This is a genomic window from Microcystis aeruginosa NIES-2549 (assembly GCF_000981785.2).
Lineage (GTDB): Bacteria > Cyanobacteriota > Cyanobacteriia > Cyanobacteriales > Microcystaceae > Microcystis > Microcystis aeruginosa_C.
This window is the reverse complement of record NZ_CP011304.1, coordinates 1,488,676-1,504,082: the sequence shown is the minus strand read 5'-3', so window position 1 is coordinate 1,504,082 and position 15,407 is coordinate 1,488,676. Positions and strand designations below refer to the sequence as shown.

At 44.9% G+C, this 15,407-nt stretch carries 15 protein-coding genes; 11 read left to right on the top strand and 4 right to left on the bottom strand.

Annotated features, from left to right (window positions below):
* Positions 1 to 91: 91 nt before the first annotated feature.
* The gene (locus myaer_RS07125; RefSeq protein ID WP_046661573.1) at positions 92 to 1,774 is read right to left on the bottom strand and encodes a hypothetical protein; all 1,683 of its coding nucleotides are present in this window, start codon (positions 1,772 to 1,774) and stop codon (positions 92 to 94) included.
* Between the two features lie 190 nt (positions 1,775 to 1,964).
* Between myaer_RS07125 and bchD the strand changes: the two genes are divergently transcribed.
* The 5 genes from bchD (at position 1,965) to ispD (ending at position 7,213) form a co-directional block, all read left to right on the top strand.
* Entirely contained in the window at positions 1,965 to 3,962 is a 1,998-nt protein-coding gene (gene bchD, locus myaer_RS07120; RefSeq protein WP_046661572.1) for a magnesium chelatase ATPase subunit D, read from the top strand.
* A gap of 256 nt (positions 3,963 to 4,218) precedes the next feature.
* Complete coding sequence (locus tag myaer_RS07110; RefSeq protein ID WP_046661571.1) at positions 4,219 to 4,722, top strand: hypothetical protein; 504 nt, start codon at positions 4,219 to 4,221, stop codon at positions 4,720 to 4,722.
* 10 nt (positions 4,723 to 4,732) lie between these two features.
* Complete coding sequence (locus myaer_RS07105) at positions 4,733 to 5,623, top strand: hypothetical protein (protein ID WP_046661570.1); 891 nt, start codon at positions 4,733 to 4,735, stop codon at positions 5,621 to 5,623.
* 364 nt (positions 5,624 to 5,987) lie between these two features.
* Complete coding sequence (locus myaer_RS07095; protein ID WP_046661569.1) at positions 5,988 to 6,386, top strand: DUF1824 family protein; 399 nt, start codon at positions 5,988 to 5,990, stop codon at positions 6,384 to 6,386.
* 146 nt (positions 6,387 to 6,532) lie between these two features.
* A complete protein-coding gene (gene ispD / locus myaer_RS07090) occupies positions 6,533 to 7,213 on the top strand; it encodes a 2-C-methyl-D-erythritol 4-phosphate cytidylyltransferase (protein WP_046661568.1) in 681 nt (226 codons plus the stop codon).
* On the opposite strand, the gene myaer_RS07085 is transcribed toward ispD, so the two are convergent.
* A complete protein-coding gene (locus myaer_RS07085; protein WP_046661567.1) occupies positions 7,208 to 7,825 on the bottom strand; it encodes a serine O-acetyltransferase in 618 nt (205 codons plus the stop codon). The genes ispD and myaer_RS07085 overlap by 6 nt on opposite strands.
* Before the next feature lie 104 nt (positions 7,826 to 7,929).
* Between myaer_RS07085 and myaer_RS07080 the strand changes: the two genes are divergently transcribed.
* Positions 7,930 to 8,880, top strand: coding sequence for a glycosyltransferase (locus tag myaer_RS07080; protein WP_046661566.1), 951 nt, complete (start codon positions 7,930 to 7,932; stop codon positions 8,878 to 8,880).
* A 104-nt stretch (positions 8,881 to 8,984) separates the two neighbouring features.
* Here myaer_RS07080 and myaer_RS07070 read toward each other — a convergent pair whose 3' ends face one another.
* Positions 8,985 to 9,158 carry a type II toxin-antitoxin system HicB family antitoxin gene (locus myaer_RS07070; RefSeq protein ID WP_071846427.1) on the bottom strand — a complete coding sequence of 58 codons (174 nt, stop codon included), beginning with the start codon at positions 9,156 to 9,158 and terminating at the stop codon, positions 8,985 to 8,987.
* Positions 9,159 to 9,460: 302 nt separating this feature from the next.
* Between myaer_RS07070 and menB the strand changes: the two genes are divergently transcribed.
* The 3 genes from menB (at position 9,461) to myaer_RS07055 (ending at position 11,769) form a co-directional block, all read left to right on the top strand.
* Positions 9,461 to 10,294 carry a 1,4-dihydroxy-2-naphthoyl-CoA synthase gene (gene menB, locus myaer_RS07065; protein WP_002743375.1) on the top strand — a complete coding sequence of 278 codons (834 nt, stop codon included), beginning with the start codon at positions 9,461 to 9,463 and terminating at the stop codon, positions 10,292 to 10,294.
* Between the two features lie 247 nt (positions 10,295 to 10,541).
* Positions 10,542 to 10,844 (top strand): RNA recognition motif domain-containing protein, encoded by a 303-nt coding sequence (locus tag myaer_RS07060; protein ID WP_002799864.1) that lies wholly within the window; start codon positions 10,542 to 10,544, stop codon positions 10,842 to 10,844.
* A gap of 118 nt (positions 10,845 to 10,962) precedes the next feature.
* Positions 10,963 to 11,769, top strand: a complete 807-nt coding sequence (locus myaer_RS07055; protein WP_046661565.1) for a TylF/MycF/NovP-related O-methyltransferase — start codon at positions 10,963 to 10,965, stop codon at positions 11,767 to 11,769.
* A gap of 169 nt (positions 11,770 to 11,938) precedes the next feature.
* Here myaer_RS07055 and myaer_RS07050 read toward each other — a convergent pair whose 3' ends face one another.
* Entirely contained in the window at positions 11,939 to 12,556 is a 618-nt protein-coding gene (locus tag myaer_RS07050) for a DedA family protein (protein WP_046661564.1), read from the bottom strand.
* Between the two features lie 69 nt (positions 12,557 to 12,625).
* On the opposite strand from myaer_RS07050, the gene myaer_RS07045 reads away from it, so the two are divergent.
* A complete protein-coding gene (locus myaer_RS07045) occupies positions 12,626 to 13,165 on the top strand; it encodes a pentapeptide repeat-containing protein (RefSeq protein ID WP_004162624.1) in 540 nt (179 codons plus the stop codon).
* A 525-nt stretch (positions 13,166 to 13,690) separates the two neighbouring features.
* The gene (locus myaer_RS07040) at positions 13,691 to 15,310 is read left to right on the top strand and encodes an ABC transporter substrate-binding protein (RefSeq protein ID WP_046661563.1); all 1,620 of its coding nucleotides are present in this window, start codon (positions 13,691 to 13,693) and stop codon (positions 15,308 to 15,310) included.
* Positions 15,311 to 15,407 lie beyond the last annotated feature (97 nt).

The window sequence follows — 15,407 nt, the reverse complement described above, 5'->3', positions numbered from 1 at the left end:
AGCCTTTGAGGAAAAAAAATTTAACCGACACTCAAGGGGAGAAAATTGTCAGCAGAGATATTATTTAATCTCCCCTGTGAGTCGGTATTTTTTAGCTTGGCATTAACGCTTTAGTTGCCGAGGCACCAAGGCGATTCAATTGCCGATTAATTTGCCATCCGACGAGGGTTAAACCCAACCACTGACCGAAGATTGCCAAAGCGAAAGAGGGAAGTGTAGCGTATTTAGTAGCGGCAATGGGAAGAAAAGTAAAAAACCATAAAAGCGGAGATTGACTGGGATCAACCCGCAAGACAGCGAAACAGAGGAAAGGGAAAATAATCAAAATGCCGATGCTAGTGGCTGCCAGCAAAGCGCGTTTATTTGTGCCGGCTAACATCAATAATTGGGCGATAGCGGCATAGACTAAAATCATGTTCATTGCCAAGAGAAACCCGGCTGCAGTGGCTAGTTTATATTGATGGAGAGGGGCGATAAAAATAGCGGGAAGGATGAATAAAATGGCAATAGCGAGGTTAACAGCCATGGCTAGGGTAGAAGGACTTTTTTCGCCAAAGATTAAAGCTTTCCCCAGACTAATGCTCTTTTTTCCTTGTAGATGACGATAGCGAGTCCAATCTTGGAGAGTTTGACGGGGGGGAGTGAGGGCAAAAAGGATTAACAAGCCAAAAATCGCCACAAAAACGCTAAGAATCGCAAAATTATCGAAAATATAGCTCGGTTCCAGCGTTTGGAAAACAAAACCTAGGCTAATAGCGCTAAAACAGCCCATCATCCAATAACTTTGGGGTTTACTAACAAGAGTAGCGAGGGGATTATGGAAGCGACGCTGGATAATTCTGGTTAAACCGTAGGTACAGAGGGCGAAATTGAGCAAAATTAAGCTAATACCCATTATAACCGATTGCCAGAGAGATTGACCGTACCAACGCAGATCGAAGATTTGTGAGATTCCTAGATAGCGTACCGCATCGGGGGGGAGAAAGGTAGATTTAACTAGATAGGGAAGGAAAAAACTAGGATTAAAGAGAATTAACCAATCAAAGGGGGTACGGAAACCGCCATAGCCCGATAAAGTAATAATACTGCTATAAAACACAAAGATTAAGACTGCAGCACTGCCTAACCAGGGTTGAAATCCCCCTAACCATGGCGTGGCTAAAGCGAAACTAAGGGCAGCATGATAGAAAAAGGCACAACTAGCGATCAGAACCGCGTAGAAGGCTAAAATTAACGACAAGGGAATACCCGCTAATAAACCCGCCCCCAAGTGAAAGGGTAAAGCGAGAAGACAGACGAGATAGAGGAGAATGGGAACCCCGAAAATTTTGCCGATAAAAATCGTTTTGGCGGGTTGGGGACTCAGACGGATAAAATTAAGTGTACCCCGGCACTCTTCCCCGGAAAGATCCGCAATTAATTGATAGGTTCCCACCACTAAAAGAGCGAAAATACCGGTAATACTCAGAAAAGTGAAGACATCTAACCACCATAACCGGGAGATAATCATCCATTGACCATTTAAGTCTTGGATACAGTATTTAAGCCCACTATAGGGATCATAATCGTTGTTATGGGGGGGATTAGCGGTACAGTAACGATTAAATCCCGCCCCTACTGGCAAGAGATTTTGATAGTATAAATAAACTAATAATTGACCAACTAGGGAGATAACCGAGGCGATCGAGATATTTTTCGGGGTTAATCTTCCTTGCCATTCTCGCATAATTTGCGGGTTGGTTTCCGTAAGGCGATCGATTATTGTCGTTATCATATTTCTTTCCTCTCTACAGCCGTTATTAGGAGCTAATCCTAGATTAACCCAGTAACTTCTCGATCGGTTCGGGGAGAAAGAACTCGATCGAGATGCAGCTAAAATCTGGGTTCGGGAATCAAAAAGGGAAAAGTGCCGGACCCGGGAGCTTCTGTTTTACACTAGAATTTGGCCGCCTGAATCTAGATCTATGCCCACTGTGACCCTCAATTTTCCCCTGACTGCCGTTGTCGGCCAAGAAGCGATTAAATTAGCCCTACTTTTAGCCGCAGTGGATCCCGCCCTAGGGGGTGTGGTGATTGCCGGTCGTCGGGGAACCGCCAAATCAGTCATGGCGCGAGCGATACATTCCCTACTGCCACCGATCGAAATTATCGCAGGTAATGTCTTTAATTGTGATCCCAACCATCCCGATGAATGGGACGATCGCACTAAAGAAGAATATAGCAGTGGAGAGGTCGCCACGGAAGTTATCCGGGCCCCCTTCGTGCAGATTCCCCTAGGAGTCACCGAGGATCGTTTATTGGGTTCCGTCGATGTGGAAGAATCGGTGAAACAGGGGGAACCGGTCTTTCAACCCGGTTTATTAGCCAGCGCCCATCGGGGAATTCTCTACGTCGATGAAATTAATCTACTCGATGACCAAATTGCTAACCAATTACTAACGGTTTTAAGCGAAGGACGTAACCAAATCGAACGGGAAGGCATCAGTTTTCAACATCCCTGTAAACCGATCCTGATCGCTACTTATAACCCAGAAGAAGGGGATTTACGAACCCATTTATTAGATAGAATTGCCATTGCCCTTTCCGCCGATGGTGTCCTCAGTTTAGACCAACGAGTCACCGCCGTCAATCAGGCGATCGAGTATGCTGTGTCTCCCACCGCTTTTATCGCCCAATATGCCCAAGAAATCGATGATCTAAAAACCGAAATTATCCTAGCGAGGGAATGGTTAAAAGAGGTAAAAATTAAACCCGAACAAATTAGTTATCTAGTGGAGGAAGCGGTGCGCGGTAAGGTGGAAGGTCATCGCGCCGAGATTTTTGCCGTGAGAGTAGCCAAGGCCGCCGCCGCTTTAGAAGGTCGGGATTTAGTCAGTGCCGATGACTTAAAAAGAGCCGTCGAATTAGTTATTGTACCTCGATCGCTGATTACGCCACCACCCCCGGAACAGGAACAACAGCCACCGCCACCACCGCCACCACCGGAACCGCCCCAAGACGAAAACCAGCAGGAACAGGAAGAAAAAGAGGAGGAGAAAGAGGAGGAAAAAGAACCGGAACAGCCCGATAATTTGCCGGAAGAATTTGTTTTCGACCCGGAAGGGGTTTTACTGGATCCCAGTGTGCTGTATTTTGCCCAGATGGCCCAGCGTCAGGGGAAATCGGGGGCGCGTAACCTGATTTTCTCGGAAGATAGGGGACGTTATATTAAGCCGATGTTACCCCGGGGCAAGGTGAAAAGAGTCGCCGTCGATGCCACTCTCCGGGCGGCCGCCCCCTATCAAAAAGCCCGTCGCTTGAGGAATCCCGAACGTCATGTGATTATAGAAGAAGGGGATCTGCGCTCAAAACGGCTGGCCCGCAAGGCCGGTTCTTTAATTGTCTTTGTCGTTGATGCCTCCGGTTCCATGGCCCTGAATCGGATGCAGTCGGCCAAGGGTGCGGTTATGCGTCTGTTAACGGAAGCTTACGAAAATCGCGACCAGATTGCCCTGATTCCTTTCCGGGGTGAGCGAGCAGATGTACTATTGCCGCCAACCAAATCGATTACCCTAGCGAAAAAACGTCTAGAAACCCTGCCCTGTGGCGGCGGTTCCCCTTTGGCCCACGGTTTAACCCAAGCGGTTCATGTGGGGATGAATGCCCGTTTATCGGGGGATATCGGTCAAGTGGTGATTGTGGCGATTACCGACGGGAGAAGTAATATTCCTTTGGCGAAATCTCTAGGCGAACCGATTCCGGAGGGGGAAAAACCGGATATTAAGGCAGAACTGCTCGATATTGCCGCTAAAATTCGCTCTTTAGGCATTAAACTGCTGGTTATCGATACGGAGAAAAAATTCGTCTCCACTGGTTTTGCCAAAGAATTAGCCCTAAAAGCTGGGGGTAAATATTATCATCTACCCCGGGCCACGGAACAAGCGATCGCATCTATGGCGCGAGGGGCAATTGCGGGACTGTAGCTAGGGTTTACCAAAAAAGGGTTTCCTGGGGGCAGGGTGTGGGGTGTGGGGTGTAGGGAAAGAAACCTCTTTCATCTGTGGGGGTGAAAATTTTTTCATCGGGACTGCCTCCTGCCTTCGTTATTGACTCGAATTTTGCTGATTTTCTGTTTTTTTTCGGTCCAGTGTGACAGCATCTAGAAAAACTTAACAATAATCAGCAATAAGCGAGAGATATACTACAAACAAACATGAGCAAGTTTTAATTAAGATAACTATGAGCTTTCGATTTGACAAAATCTTGATGTCAGGGGTATTAGCGGCACTTTTGCTAGTAACTTCCTGTGCTAAAGCTCCCTCGCAATTTGACCAAGCCCAACAAGAAAGCACCGCTCGTGGGGCGGCGGCAGTGGTGAAAGAATCCACCTCTGGCGGCAGTTTTAATCAGTTTTTTCCACCTTCTGGGGGAGGATACGAGCGCGTCTATACCCAAGAGAAAAAAGGCTTTGCCGAGGCAAAACTGAAGCAAGATGGCAAAGTTGTGGCTATGTTAGCCATATCTGACATTAGCAATAATCCCGCCGCGGCCAATAAATTCCAAGACAGTCAAACCACGATTAAAGGTTTTCCCTCTGTGAAACAGGGTACAACCGCCACCGCCGTTTTAGTCAATAATCGCTATCAAGTCAAGGTTTTATCGCGGGAGCCGGATTTTACCGCCAGCGATCGCCAAGCTTGGTTAGCTAAGTTCGATTTAGATGGTTTAGCAAAATTAAAGTAAGGAGACATCCGTGAGTAAGCCAATTTTTGAACTGGTGGACGAATTACCGACTAATAATCTCACCGTCAAAGTTCTCAAAACCCTTGATTATGTAGTGCCGGGGCAATGGGATAATCTAGTCGGGTTTAAAAATACGATTATCAAAGTCACCGGCGAAACCGACGAAAGCATGATCCAACAGATTGGCGATCGAGCCGTTTGGTTGTTTAATGATAAATCCCAGGGCTATCAACGGGCGCTCTGGCTCTATCAAACCATCGACAGCGCCGATAATGCCCTAGCCGCCGCCTCTCTTGCTAATGCCGTCGGTGGTAAAATTCCCCTCATGGGCGGTTTAATCGAAAGATTAACCCCTGCTCCCGAAAAAGCGCAAACCATCGATCTAACCCTGAAATTAGTGACCGAATTAGTCGCTTTTTGTCAAATTAATGGCATTCCGGGGGATAGTATCAGGGATTTCGTCGCTTCCCTAGGAGATTATAGCGGCGAATCCTTGATGCGGATGGCGGCGTTAGTTTGTTTGGATGGTTTAATCCCTCTGGGGGGCAGTTTTATCCGCAAAGTGGAATCGAGCCTCAGCATTCTCAGGCCGGAAGAATTAGAATCTAACTCTACTTTCGCCAGTATTAAAGAATTGATTCCGGGGGGAAATACTGCCAGAAAATTAGACTTTATTGGTCAAAGTTTCGACTCGACTAAAGGTTGGATGAGTGGTTTTGTCAGCGAGCGCAGTTTGAGCCAGCAGGGATTATTGAGCAAAATTCAGGGATTTATCGACTTTTCTGCCGATAAATTGGTATATGTTGGGGCATTCCTCGATATGACGACTAATTACTATGAACATACTGGCATTCAAACCCTGGCTCGTCGTTTAATCGAAAGAGCCGTGGCGGAAATTTAACTGCAAGACTCTGAAACAACCGAAGAAAAAGCCCTAGAAAAATGGGAGGAGTTGACTGAAGCTACTGAGATCCTATCTCACCAGAAATGCTCCTCTTTTCCCCTCAGGATGTAGGTGTTTACTTTGGCTATCAAAAAGCAGCGCGTGAAATGACCGCACAAAATCGAGCGATCGAACAACCCCGATAAATTTTCCTGTCCCCAACCTGATATGATCGAAATTGGCGATCTTACGATTCAGACCAATGCAAAATTTTCCTATCTCTAAACCCCAATGATTTAGGGCTTTTTTTCTTGGGAATTTGTCGTTAAGGACAGCAGCACCAGCTTATTTTTTATCTTTAGCCCCGCCTATCTAACCGCTCATGTCTATGGAAGAAGCCTTGAAACTCCTAAAAGAATATGGATGTATTCAACTAAAAATTGCCCAATCCCCCGAAGAAGAAGAAGCTCTAAGACAGGCAATTTTATTAGTTAACCAAGGTTCGGAATCAATTAATTTAGGTATCTGTGCCGATAACAATGAAGAGGGATTTAAAGCCCTAAAAAGTTATCTACAAGCCCTAGGATACCCCCTACCTAATATTCTCCCAGAAGACCACCCAGAACAGCGAGCGGTGTATATTAAATACAATACCCAAAGACAAGCTTCCTATCTCGATTCCTACACGGGAACCTATCGCGGTGTCCTGATTTCTTGTCAATCAGAAAATGATCAATTAGTCGGTACTTATGGTCACTTTCCCCTCGATTTATTCTCTTAAGAGGGATAGTTTTGGGGTTATTGAAGCGATTAACAATCATCGGCACCCCCCTTATCAAGGGGGGATATATTGAAACCACTTACTTAACCAGCAAAAAGCTCCCCACTGCTGTCCACTGAATTCTTAACTTTTTACCTGAAAAAAATATGTATTTGTTAATTCCAGCAGCGGGAATGGGTAAACGGATGGGCAGCGATCGCAATAAGTTACTGCTCACCCTGCACGGAAAACCGCTCCTCGCTTGGACTTTACTGGCTGCCATGGAATCCAGGGCAATTATCTGGATTGGCATCATGGCACAACCGGAAGACTTTGAGGAGATCCGAGAGATTATCACCGCCATAAATGCCCTTAAACCCGTGCAAATCATCCAAGGCGGCGAAACCAGACAAAAATCAGTTTATAATGGCTTACAAGCCCTACCAGAGGGGGCTGAGACGGTTTTAATTCACGATGGGGCGCGATGTTTAGCCACCCCCGAATTATTTGATCGCTGTGCCGCCGCTTTAGCCACTTGTCAGGGTTTCATAGCGGCGGTTCCGGTGAAAGATACGATTAAAATTGTCGATAGCAAGGGTTGGATTGAGGATACACCTGATCGATCGCGGTTGTGGGCAGCCCAAACGCCCCAGGGTTTTCAGGTAAAATTATTAAAAGAATGTCACGAACAGGGCCGAAAATTAGCTTGGGAAGTCACCGACGATGCTGCCTTATTAGAAAAATGTGGTTTTCCCGTCAAAATTGTCGTCGGTGAAGAAACTAACTTAAAAATTACTACCCCCGGAGATCTGGCAATTGCCGAATATATTTTAAGTCAGCGTTTATAATTTTTCATCTACTTTAACGCCGTCCCGTTTAATAATACGAGCGGGAATACCCACCACCACACAATTAGGTGGAACATCCTTGACTACCACTGAATTTGCGCCCACGGTGACATTATCGCCGATGGTAATATTTCCTAAGACTTTAGCACCAGCGGTAATCCTGACATTGTTGCCAATTTTGGGGCGGCCGCTTTTATCTTTATAGCCAATTGTTACCTGTTGATTAATCCAACAGTTATCGCCCAAATCCGCCATAACAATCGTACTAAAACCGTGTTGAATAAATAATCCTTTGCCAATCGAACAGGAAGAATCTAGAAATAAGTAGGAACTTTCTCGATAGAAAAACCTAAGAATATACATTAAAAAACGGCTAAATGAACCACCTTGAAAAAGACGACAATAATATAAATTTCTAAATTCTTTTGCCTCCAGACACAGAGCTAATAATTGTAACCAATCTGATCTTTTTTCCCAGCCTAATAACTCTACCCAACGCCGCACATCACCTAAGATAAGTTCTCGATTATTAGCTACCTGAAAAGCAATGATTAAGGGTGAGAGCCAAAGAATACCCACATAGAAAAATAATTTTCGGAAGAAACTTTTCATCGTTGGTCTAAAATAAGTGACAATAGACTTGCTTTTTGTTGCTCTTGATTATAGTAGTATTGTAGCGAATAGTTCAACCTTCGCCCGTTTATTGGACTCCAACGATGTCAAATACCCTACAGTTCCTTCCCGAAGTATCCGTGATCGTGCCAATTTATAACGGAGAAAAAGATATACCCTCTCTCATTGATTGTTTAGCCAAACAGACCTATCCCCGTCAATTAGTTGAATATATTTTAGTTGATAATAATAGTGGCGATCGCACGGGAGAATTATTAGGAAAGGCAGCAGAAGAACACAGGGGACTGAACCTGATCATTTTAAGCGAAAATCATATACAAAGCTCCTACGCTGCTCGTAACAAAGGGATCAAAAGCGCTCGTTATCCTTTTCTGGCCTTCACCGATGCCGATTGTCGTCCCGCAGCGCAATGGTTGACAGAACTGGTTCAACCCTTTAAATATACTAGGATCGGTCTGGTAGCGGGTGAAATTGCCGCCTTAACTGGTTCCACTTGGTTGGAAAAGTATGCGGAACGTCGTCACTTTATGTCACCAAAATTTCTTTTAGAACATTCTTTTTGTCCCTACGGTCAAACTGCTAACCTCGCTATTCGTCGAGAAGCTTTTGAAAAAGTTGGTTTATTTCGTCCTTATTTAACTACCGGTGGTGATGCCGATATCTGTTGGCGGATTCAACAACAAACCGACTGGCAATTAACCTACGCACCGGAGGCAATTATTTACCATCGTCATCGTTCCACCTTAGAAGACTTAAGAAGTCAATTAAAACGTTATGGGCGATCAAATCGCTATCTTCATGAATTGTATGGTGTGGAATTGATGCGACCTTTAACCAATCAAGAGTTATTTTTTACTCTCGGTCGTTGGTTATTAAAAGAGCTACCAAAAAATACTCTCAAGTTATTGTTTGGTAAAGCTGATATAGTAGATTTATTGGCTACTCCCCTCGATTTAATTGGGTTTCAGTCCCGCAGCCAAGGACAAACCACGGCTAAATTACCCGAAAAAGCTAAAGAAATCGAATGGCTTTAATTCAGTTATCAGTTATCAGTTATCAGTTATCAGATGTAAGTTTTCAGTGATCAGTTATCAGTTATCAGACGTAAGTTTTCAGTTCACTGATTACTGTTTACTGTTTACTGTTTACTGATTAAGGTTTCCTCTATGGTTTCTCCCTGAGTGAAACATCGCGTAATATCCTTAATTTCTGATACATATCCCCCCTCATCATCAGGATAAATTGTTATTGGATATTTTAATCCCAAATAAAACTCTAATGATTCTGGCTTAGTTTTATTACTTGTACTCATATTTTTAGCTCTTTAAAGTTAGCCAATAGTATCAATATATTTTCAATCAATACTCAGAAAATATCAATATAGCGTTTCCTAAGCTAGTGAGGTACACCTATTTTTCTTCCCTTTTGCCTCTTGCCTTTTGCCTTTTGCCTAAAACCCATAACTTTTGTACCTCAGCAGACTGAAAAACGCTATAAGAGAATCAGCTTTAAACCTTGTCGGTCAACTATCCATTCCCCTCTTCTTGCGCTCCCCGCTGCAAAGTGGGGGACAAAATGAGGTAAGGTAAAAAAGCTGTGCCTATAACCGAGACCATGAGCGTTGAATGGCAATCCGTCAAAACCTACGAGGACATTCTTTACCATAAATGGGGGGGAATCGCCAAAATTACGATCAATCGACCCCATAAGCGTAATGCCTTCCGTCCGAAGACAGTTTTTGAGCTTTACGACGCTTTCTGTGATGCTCGCGAGGATGCCCGCATTGGGGTAGTATTGCTCACGGGTGCGGGTCCCCACAGCGATGGCAAATATGCTTTTTGTTCTGGCGGCGATCAGACGGTGCGCGGTCAGGCGGGTTATATTGGCGATGATGGCGTACCCCGGCTCAATGTGCTGGATTTACAGAAATTAATTCGCTCCATCCCCAAGGTAGTTATCGCGCTGGTGGCAGGTTATGCGGTCGGGGGCGGTCATGTTTTACACTTGGTTTGTGATTTAACCCTAGCGGCGGATAACGCCATTTTTGGCCAGACTGGTCCGAAAGTGGGCAGTTTTGACGGCGGTTTCGGCTCTAGTTATCTGGCCCGGGTAGTGGGTCAGAAAAAAGCTCGCGAGATTTGGTTTCTCTGTCGGCAGTATAACGCCCAACAAGCATTAGAAATGGGTTTGGTTAACCATGTCGTCCCGGTAGAGGAATTAGAGCAGGAAGGGGTTAAATGGTCCTTAGAAATTCTCGAAAAAAGTCCCTTGGCGATTCGCTGCCTAAAATCGGCTTTTAATGCTGATTGTGATGGTCAAGCGGGTTTACAGGAGTTAGCGGGTAATGCCACTTTACTCTACTATATGACCGCCGAAGGAGCCGAAGGTAAACAGGCTTTCCTCGAAAAGCGTCCCCCCGATTTTAGTCAATATCCTTGGCTGCCCTAATCAGTGAGCAGTGAACAGTAAACAGTAATCAGTGAAAAGAAAGCAGAAAACCGCCGTGTAATACTGCTCACTTAATACTCCCTACTCCTACTGATCACCGATCACTGATAAGCTATGCTAGTTTAGAGAGAGTAGTTAGGTTCGGTAGCAGCATTGGTTTCAAACAGAAGTGGTTTTTCCCTGATGGCCTTGACTGGGTTGTGTCCGATCTCCTTCTCGAAATGGCTGTGATATTGGGAGACAATCCATGACGATTTACGTTGGTAATCTGGTTTATGATGTCACGACAGATGACTTGAAAGAGGTATTCGCTGAATACGGCACGGTTAGTCGCGTTTACTTGCCCGTAGATCGGGAAACGGGTAAAATGCGCGGTTTTGGTTTTGTGGAAATGTCCTCCGATGAGGAAGAAGCAAAAGCGATCGAAACTCTTGACGGGGCCGAATGGATGGGACGACAGATGAAAGTCAACAAAGCTCGTCCCAAGGAAGACAATTTCGGTGGTGGTGGCGGTGGTGAGCGCAAAAACTTCGGGCGCCGCGAACGTTAAAGAGATTCTTGGAAAATTCCAGAAGCGGTTATTTCTGATAACCGCTTTCTTATCGATAATTAATCAATCTGCGTTTCTTTTCTAACATCCTAATGCCCATTTTAAATGGGTAACAGCTATGAATGATCAATCCATTGCTCTGACCTCGTCCTCGCTCGAGGATGAACCGCTCCACCGCACATCGGAGCTGCCGATCTGGTTCGATAATTTCGCCAATCTGGCACAGGCCTACGAGGGGAGGCTCAACGAATCCGACCCCGTAATAGAGCCTAACGATCTTCGTCTGCATCTATTAACCACATTGCTCGGCACGCCTCCGTCAGAGGCCTATTATCTCGTGCAGGGTTTAGCCCGGTGTCGGGAGGTAGAGGGCGATGTGTGCGAGTTCGGTGTGGCGCAGGGAGAAACCTCCGCGCTGATCGCCAATGAAATCGCTGGAACGGACAAGACCTTACATCTATTCGATTCCTTTGAAGGGTTGCCCGCCCCCTCGGAAAAAGATCGCTTGCTCCACGATATTTTCGATTTGGGGAATATGGAAGCCTATAGGGGAAAAATGCGATGCCGTGAGGGAATGGTTCTAGAGCGATTACGGAAGATTTCTTTTCCCGAACATCGCTATGTAATTCACAAAGGATTTTTCGATCGAATCCTCGAGCGAGCGGAAAATTTACCCGCGAGGGTTTCTTTCGCCTATGTGGATTTCGATCTGTACGAACCGATCAAACAGGTATTAGAGTTCCTCCACCCGATCACCTCCCCTGGGGCGGTTATCATCGTCGATGATTACGGTTTCTTTTCTTCGGGCGTGAAGACGGCCGTAGATGAATTTATTCAAGATAAAAATGATCGGGAAAAGGTCTACGAGTACATGATCCCGGATACTCGATACGGACATTTCATCGTTTTGACGAAAAAAGGCTAACAGACGCAAAGATATCCGTTCTTCTGTACCCCCTCCCGACGACCGGCTACTGACGACCGACTCCTGACCCCAGCCTAGGACTTTTTCAGCAAACCCTAGGTAGTTGGGGAATCTGCCACAACAAATCGATATTCCGACGCAACAAATGCACCAGCACCCCGTCATGGCCTTAAACCGCCGTTTTCCGTGACTCAAGGATAGGGTGGATAATTGTCCAGGCCAGGACGATAATTAAAGCCAAGATACCAAAACGAGCCATAGAGCTAACTAACTGGTGCAAGGGGAACAAACGGCCTAAAAAGAAAGATAATGTCACCATAATCGTCGCCCACACCGTCGCTCCACCCAGATTACAGAGGAAAAAACGACCGTAGGGCATTCGGGCAATTCCCGCCATGGGACCTGCAAAGATTCTTAACAGGGCGACGAAGCGACCGAAAAAGACCGCCCGGGGTGCATTTTTACTAAATTGATCCTTGGCTAATTCTAGTTTTTGGGGGGGAATCCGAAAGAATTTGCCAACTTTTAACAAAAACGGCCAACCCCCAGCGCGACCGAGCCAATAGCCAAAATTATCGCCTAAAACTGCTCCTGTAATTGCGCTGACTAAAACTAACCAATAGTTTAAATCACCGCTACCGGCAAGGAAGCCGCCGACAATGGTGATGGTTTCTCCCGGGATGGGAATCCCCATATTTTCGAGGGTGATGCCGATAAATACTGCCCAGTATCCGTATTGGTGGGCGATTTCTTCAATATTTTCTAGGGATAATAGCTCTAGGGACATGGAGCGCTTTCTTAACAAAGGTTTACGAATATTCTAAGATATTTTTACAGTATTTAACCGTGGCTGAACATGACTTTTCCCAGTATTGATTTATTAGCAATTCGTCAGGGTCAGATAAAAGATTTAGCGGGCATGAATTTGGCAGGGGCTGATTTAGCGGGTGCAGACCTAGCAGGGGCGAATTTACGCGCAAATTTGCGCGGTGCTGACCTGACAGGGGCAAATTTAAGGGGAGCAGATTTTCGTAATGCCGATTTACGCGGGGCAATTCTCCTCGATGCGATCGTGACTGGGGCAAGTTTGGCCGGTGCTTTTTTAGCCGGGGCGGTTTTTAATCATCTAGATCTGTCCGGGGCGGATTTTCGCGGTGTCGATGGCCGGGGAGTGAGTTTTGTCGGGGCGATTTTAACCCAAGCGGATTTTACTAGCGCTAATCTGTCCGGGGCAGATCTATCGGCCACCGATTTAGAGGAAGCAATTTTTTTCGGGGCGATTTTACGCGGAACAAATTTTACTGATGCCAATCTTCTTTGTGCTAGTTTAGCCTCGGCAGTAACCACGGGGGCAATTTTCGATCGAGCTTGTTTAGAGGGGACAGGATTAACCTAAATGGCTGATAAGACCTCTTGTAAAAATCAAAAATTGTTGTTAGGGTTGGGAGTCAGTAGCCAGTAGTCAGGAGTCAGGAGAATTAAGAATGAATAATAATCAGTTAAATGGTCTATTTATAGACTTTATGCCATTTAATCCTTATTTCTGCCGTTTTTGAACTCTGAAAAATTAATTATGTAAGAGGTTTATAAAATAAGATCAGTTTCTAATCAGTTGCTGTCACCTGCTCTAGGTTTAAAAATCTTGACCATTTCCCTGTTTATCTGCCTCCATAGCTCCAGCTATTCTGAACCATTTAACCCCTTTGCTGCCCTGGGTCTTTTTCTTGGCTAAATTTATCAAGTTTTTGCCATCCTCCACCAGAAAATTTAATTTAATTGTCGGGGTAATCAGTCCGGCTATTGAATAATTTTACCCGACCAATTAAGCAATTAACCTACTTCCTTCAGGGAACCTAGAAGAAAAGATTATGCACAAAAATGATAGGATCGATCGATACCTAGCTGCCATTAATCGCCATCGATGAGATCTTTACGCCAACTTTACCGCTATTTAAGTTTATTTTGCCTCTGTCTTCTTCTGACTGTGGGCTGTCAGTCCACTAATTCCAATTTACCCCAGGGGGATAGGGATCGCCTGATGATTGGGACAACCCTAAAACCACGCTCGATCGATCCTGCTGATAGTTATGAGTTAGCGGGACTTTTTATTATTTATAATCTCGGTGAAACTCTTTACACCTACGCCGAAGGAACCACTAATTTAAAGCCTCTCCTTGCCACGGAATTACCGCAAATTAGCCCCGATGGTTTGACTTATACTATCCCAGTACGTCGAGGAGTTATTTTTCATGATGGCACGGTTTTTAACGCGGAGGCGATGAAGTTTTCCCTAGAAAGATTTATCAAAAATGGTGGGGAACCTTCCTTTCTTCTCCGGGATACAATTGATAAAATCACCGCTACTAAAGAAGACGAAATTACTATTAAACTAACCAGACCTTTTGCCGCTTTTCCCGCTCTTTTAGCTTATCCCGGAGCCTGTGCGGTTTCACCCAAATTTTATCAAATTGGCGAGGGTAAATTTAAACCCGAAGAATTTATCGGCACAGGACATTATCGCTTAAAAGCAGTTACTAGCGATTCTTTTAGTTTAGAAGCCTTCGAGCGCTATTGGGGAGAACCAGCCAAAAATAAGGGAGTTAATGTGCAAATTTATCTCTCTAATCCTGCCAATTTATTTAACGGTTTTCAGACGGGTGCGGTGGATATTGCCTATCAATCTTTACTGGCTCCTCAAGTGAGAAAATTACGCACAGAAGCAGCCCAGGGAAAATGGCAAGCCATCGAATCTTCTGGGGCAGCAATTAACTTTATGAGCGTCAATCTCAAAAGTGAACCCACCAATAATATTTTAGTGCGACAAGCAATTGCTTCTCTAGTCGATCGAGATTTACTAAATGATCGCATTTTACAAGGTCAAGGCATCCCTCTTTTTAGTCTTATTCCTACTACTTTTTCCGAGTCACAACCGGTGTTTAAAGAGCGCTATGGCAATCATAACATAGAGCAAGCCAAACAATTACTAAAAACCGCCGGTTATAGTCCAGAAAACCCCGCAATTGTAGAAGTTTGGCATTCCTCGGGATCGATCACTTCCAGCAGCGTGGCGGCAGTGATGAAAGCCCTAGCAAAACGGGATTTAGATAATATGATTCAATTTGAACCTAATAGTATCCTAGGGGCGGCCTTTTTCCGTAATATTAGCCGGGGACTTTATACCACTGCTCTATCTAATTGGTATCCCGATTTTTTGGATGCAGATAACTATATTTATCCCTTTTTAGATTGTGCTAAAGGTTCTCCAGAAACTGGCTGCGAAGAAGGAGGATCACAAAGTCAAGGCTCATTTTTTTATAGTCAAGAAATGAATCAATTAATCGCCCAATCCCGTCAGGAAAGTAACCCAGCCAAAAGAAAGCAAATCTTTGGCAAAATTCAAGAAATTCTCGCCGATGAAGTTCCCTATATTCCCCTTTGGCAAACCAAAGAATATGCTTTTGCTCGCCATGGCATCACGGGAGTTATCATCAATCCCAGTCAAACTTTTCCCTTCTGGACAATTGCCAAAAAATCCCGATAATTAATTATCGAAAAAATCGGGTCTAAAACCTCGCCTTTTAAGGCGAAAAGTTTTTGGAGCGCGGCATAAATCCCCGTTACAAAAACGGCCGCCTGCC

Excerpts from the sequence above, each read along its gene's own strand:
- myaer_RS07125 (WP_046661573.1), bottom strand. The coding sequence starts at position 1,774 with ATGATAACGACAATAATCGATCGCCTTACGGAAACCAACCCGCAAATT.
- bchD (WP_046661572.1), top strand. The coding sequence starts at position 1,965 with ATGCCCACTGTGACCCTCAATTTTCCCCTGACTGCCGTTGTCGGCCAA.
- myaer_RS07110 (WP_046661571.1), top strand. The coding sequence starts at position 4,219 with ATGAGCTTTCGATTTGACAAAATCTTGATGTCAGGGGTATTAGCGGCA.
- myaer_RS07095 (WP_046661569.1), top strand. The coding sequence starts at position 5,988 with ATGTCTATGGAAGAAGCCTTGAAACTCCTAAAAGAATATGGATGTATT.
- ispD (WP_046661568.1), top strand. The coding sequence starts at position 6,533 with ATGTATTTGTTAATTCCAGCAGCGGGAATGGGTAAACGGATGGGCAGC.
- myaer_RS07085 (WP_046661567.1), bottom strand. The coding sequence starts at position 7,825 with ATGAAAAGTTTCTTCCGAAAATTATTTTTCTATGTGGGTATTCTTTGG.
- myaer_RS07080 (WP_046661566.1), top strand. The coding sequence starts at position 7,930 with ATGTCAAATACCCTACAGTTCCTTCCCGAAGTATCCGTGATCGTGCCA.
- myaer_RS07070 (WP_071846427.1), bottom strand. The coding sequence starts at position 9,158 with ATGAGTACAAGTAATAAAACTAAGCCAGAATCATTAGAGTTTTATTTG.
- menB (WP_002743375.1), top strand. The coding sequence starts at position 9,461 with ATGAGCGTTGAATGGCAATCCGTCAAAACCTACGAGGACATTCTTTAC.
- myaer_RS07060 (WP_002799864.1), top strand. The coding sequence starts at position 10,542 with ATGACGATTTACGTTGGTAATCTGGTTTATGATGTCACGACAGATGAC.
- myaer_RS07055 (WP_046661565.1), top strand. The coding sequence starts at position 10,963 with ATGAATGATCAATCCATTGCTCTGACCTCGTCCTCGCTCGAGGATGAA.
- myaer_RS07050 (WP_046661564.1), bottom strand. The coding sequence starts at position 12,556 with ATGTCCCTAGAGCTATTATCCCTAGAAAATATTGAAGAAATCGCCCAC.
- myaer_RS07045 (WP_004162624.1), top strand. The coding sequence starts at position 12,626 with ATGACTTTTCCCAGTATTGATTTATTAGCAATTCGTCAGGGTCAGATA.
- myaer_RS07040 (WP_046661563.1), top strand. The coding sequence starts at position 13,691 with ATGAGATCTTTACGCCAACTTTACCGCTATTTAAGTTTATTTTGCCTC.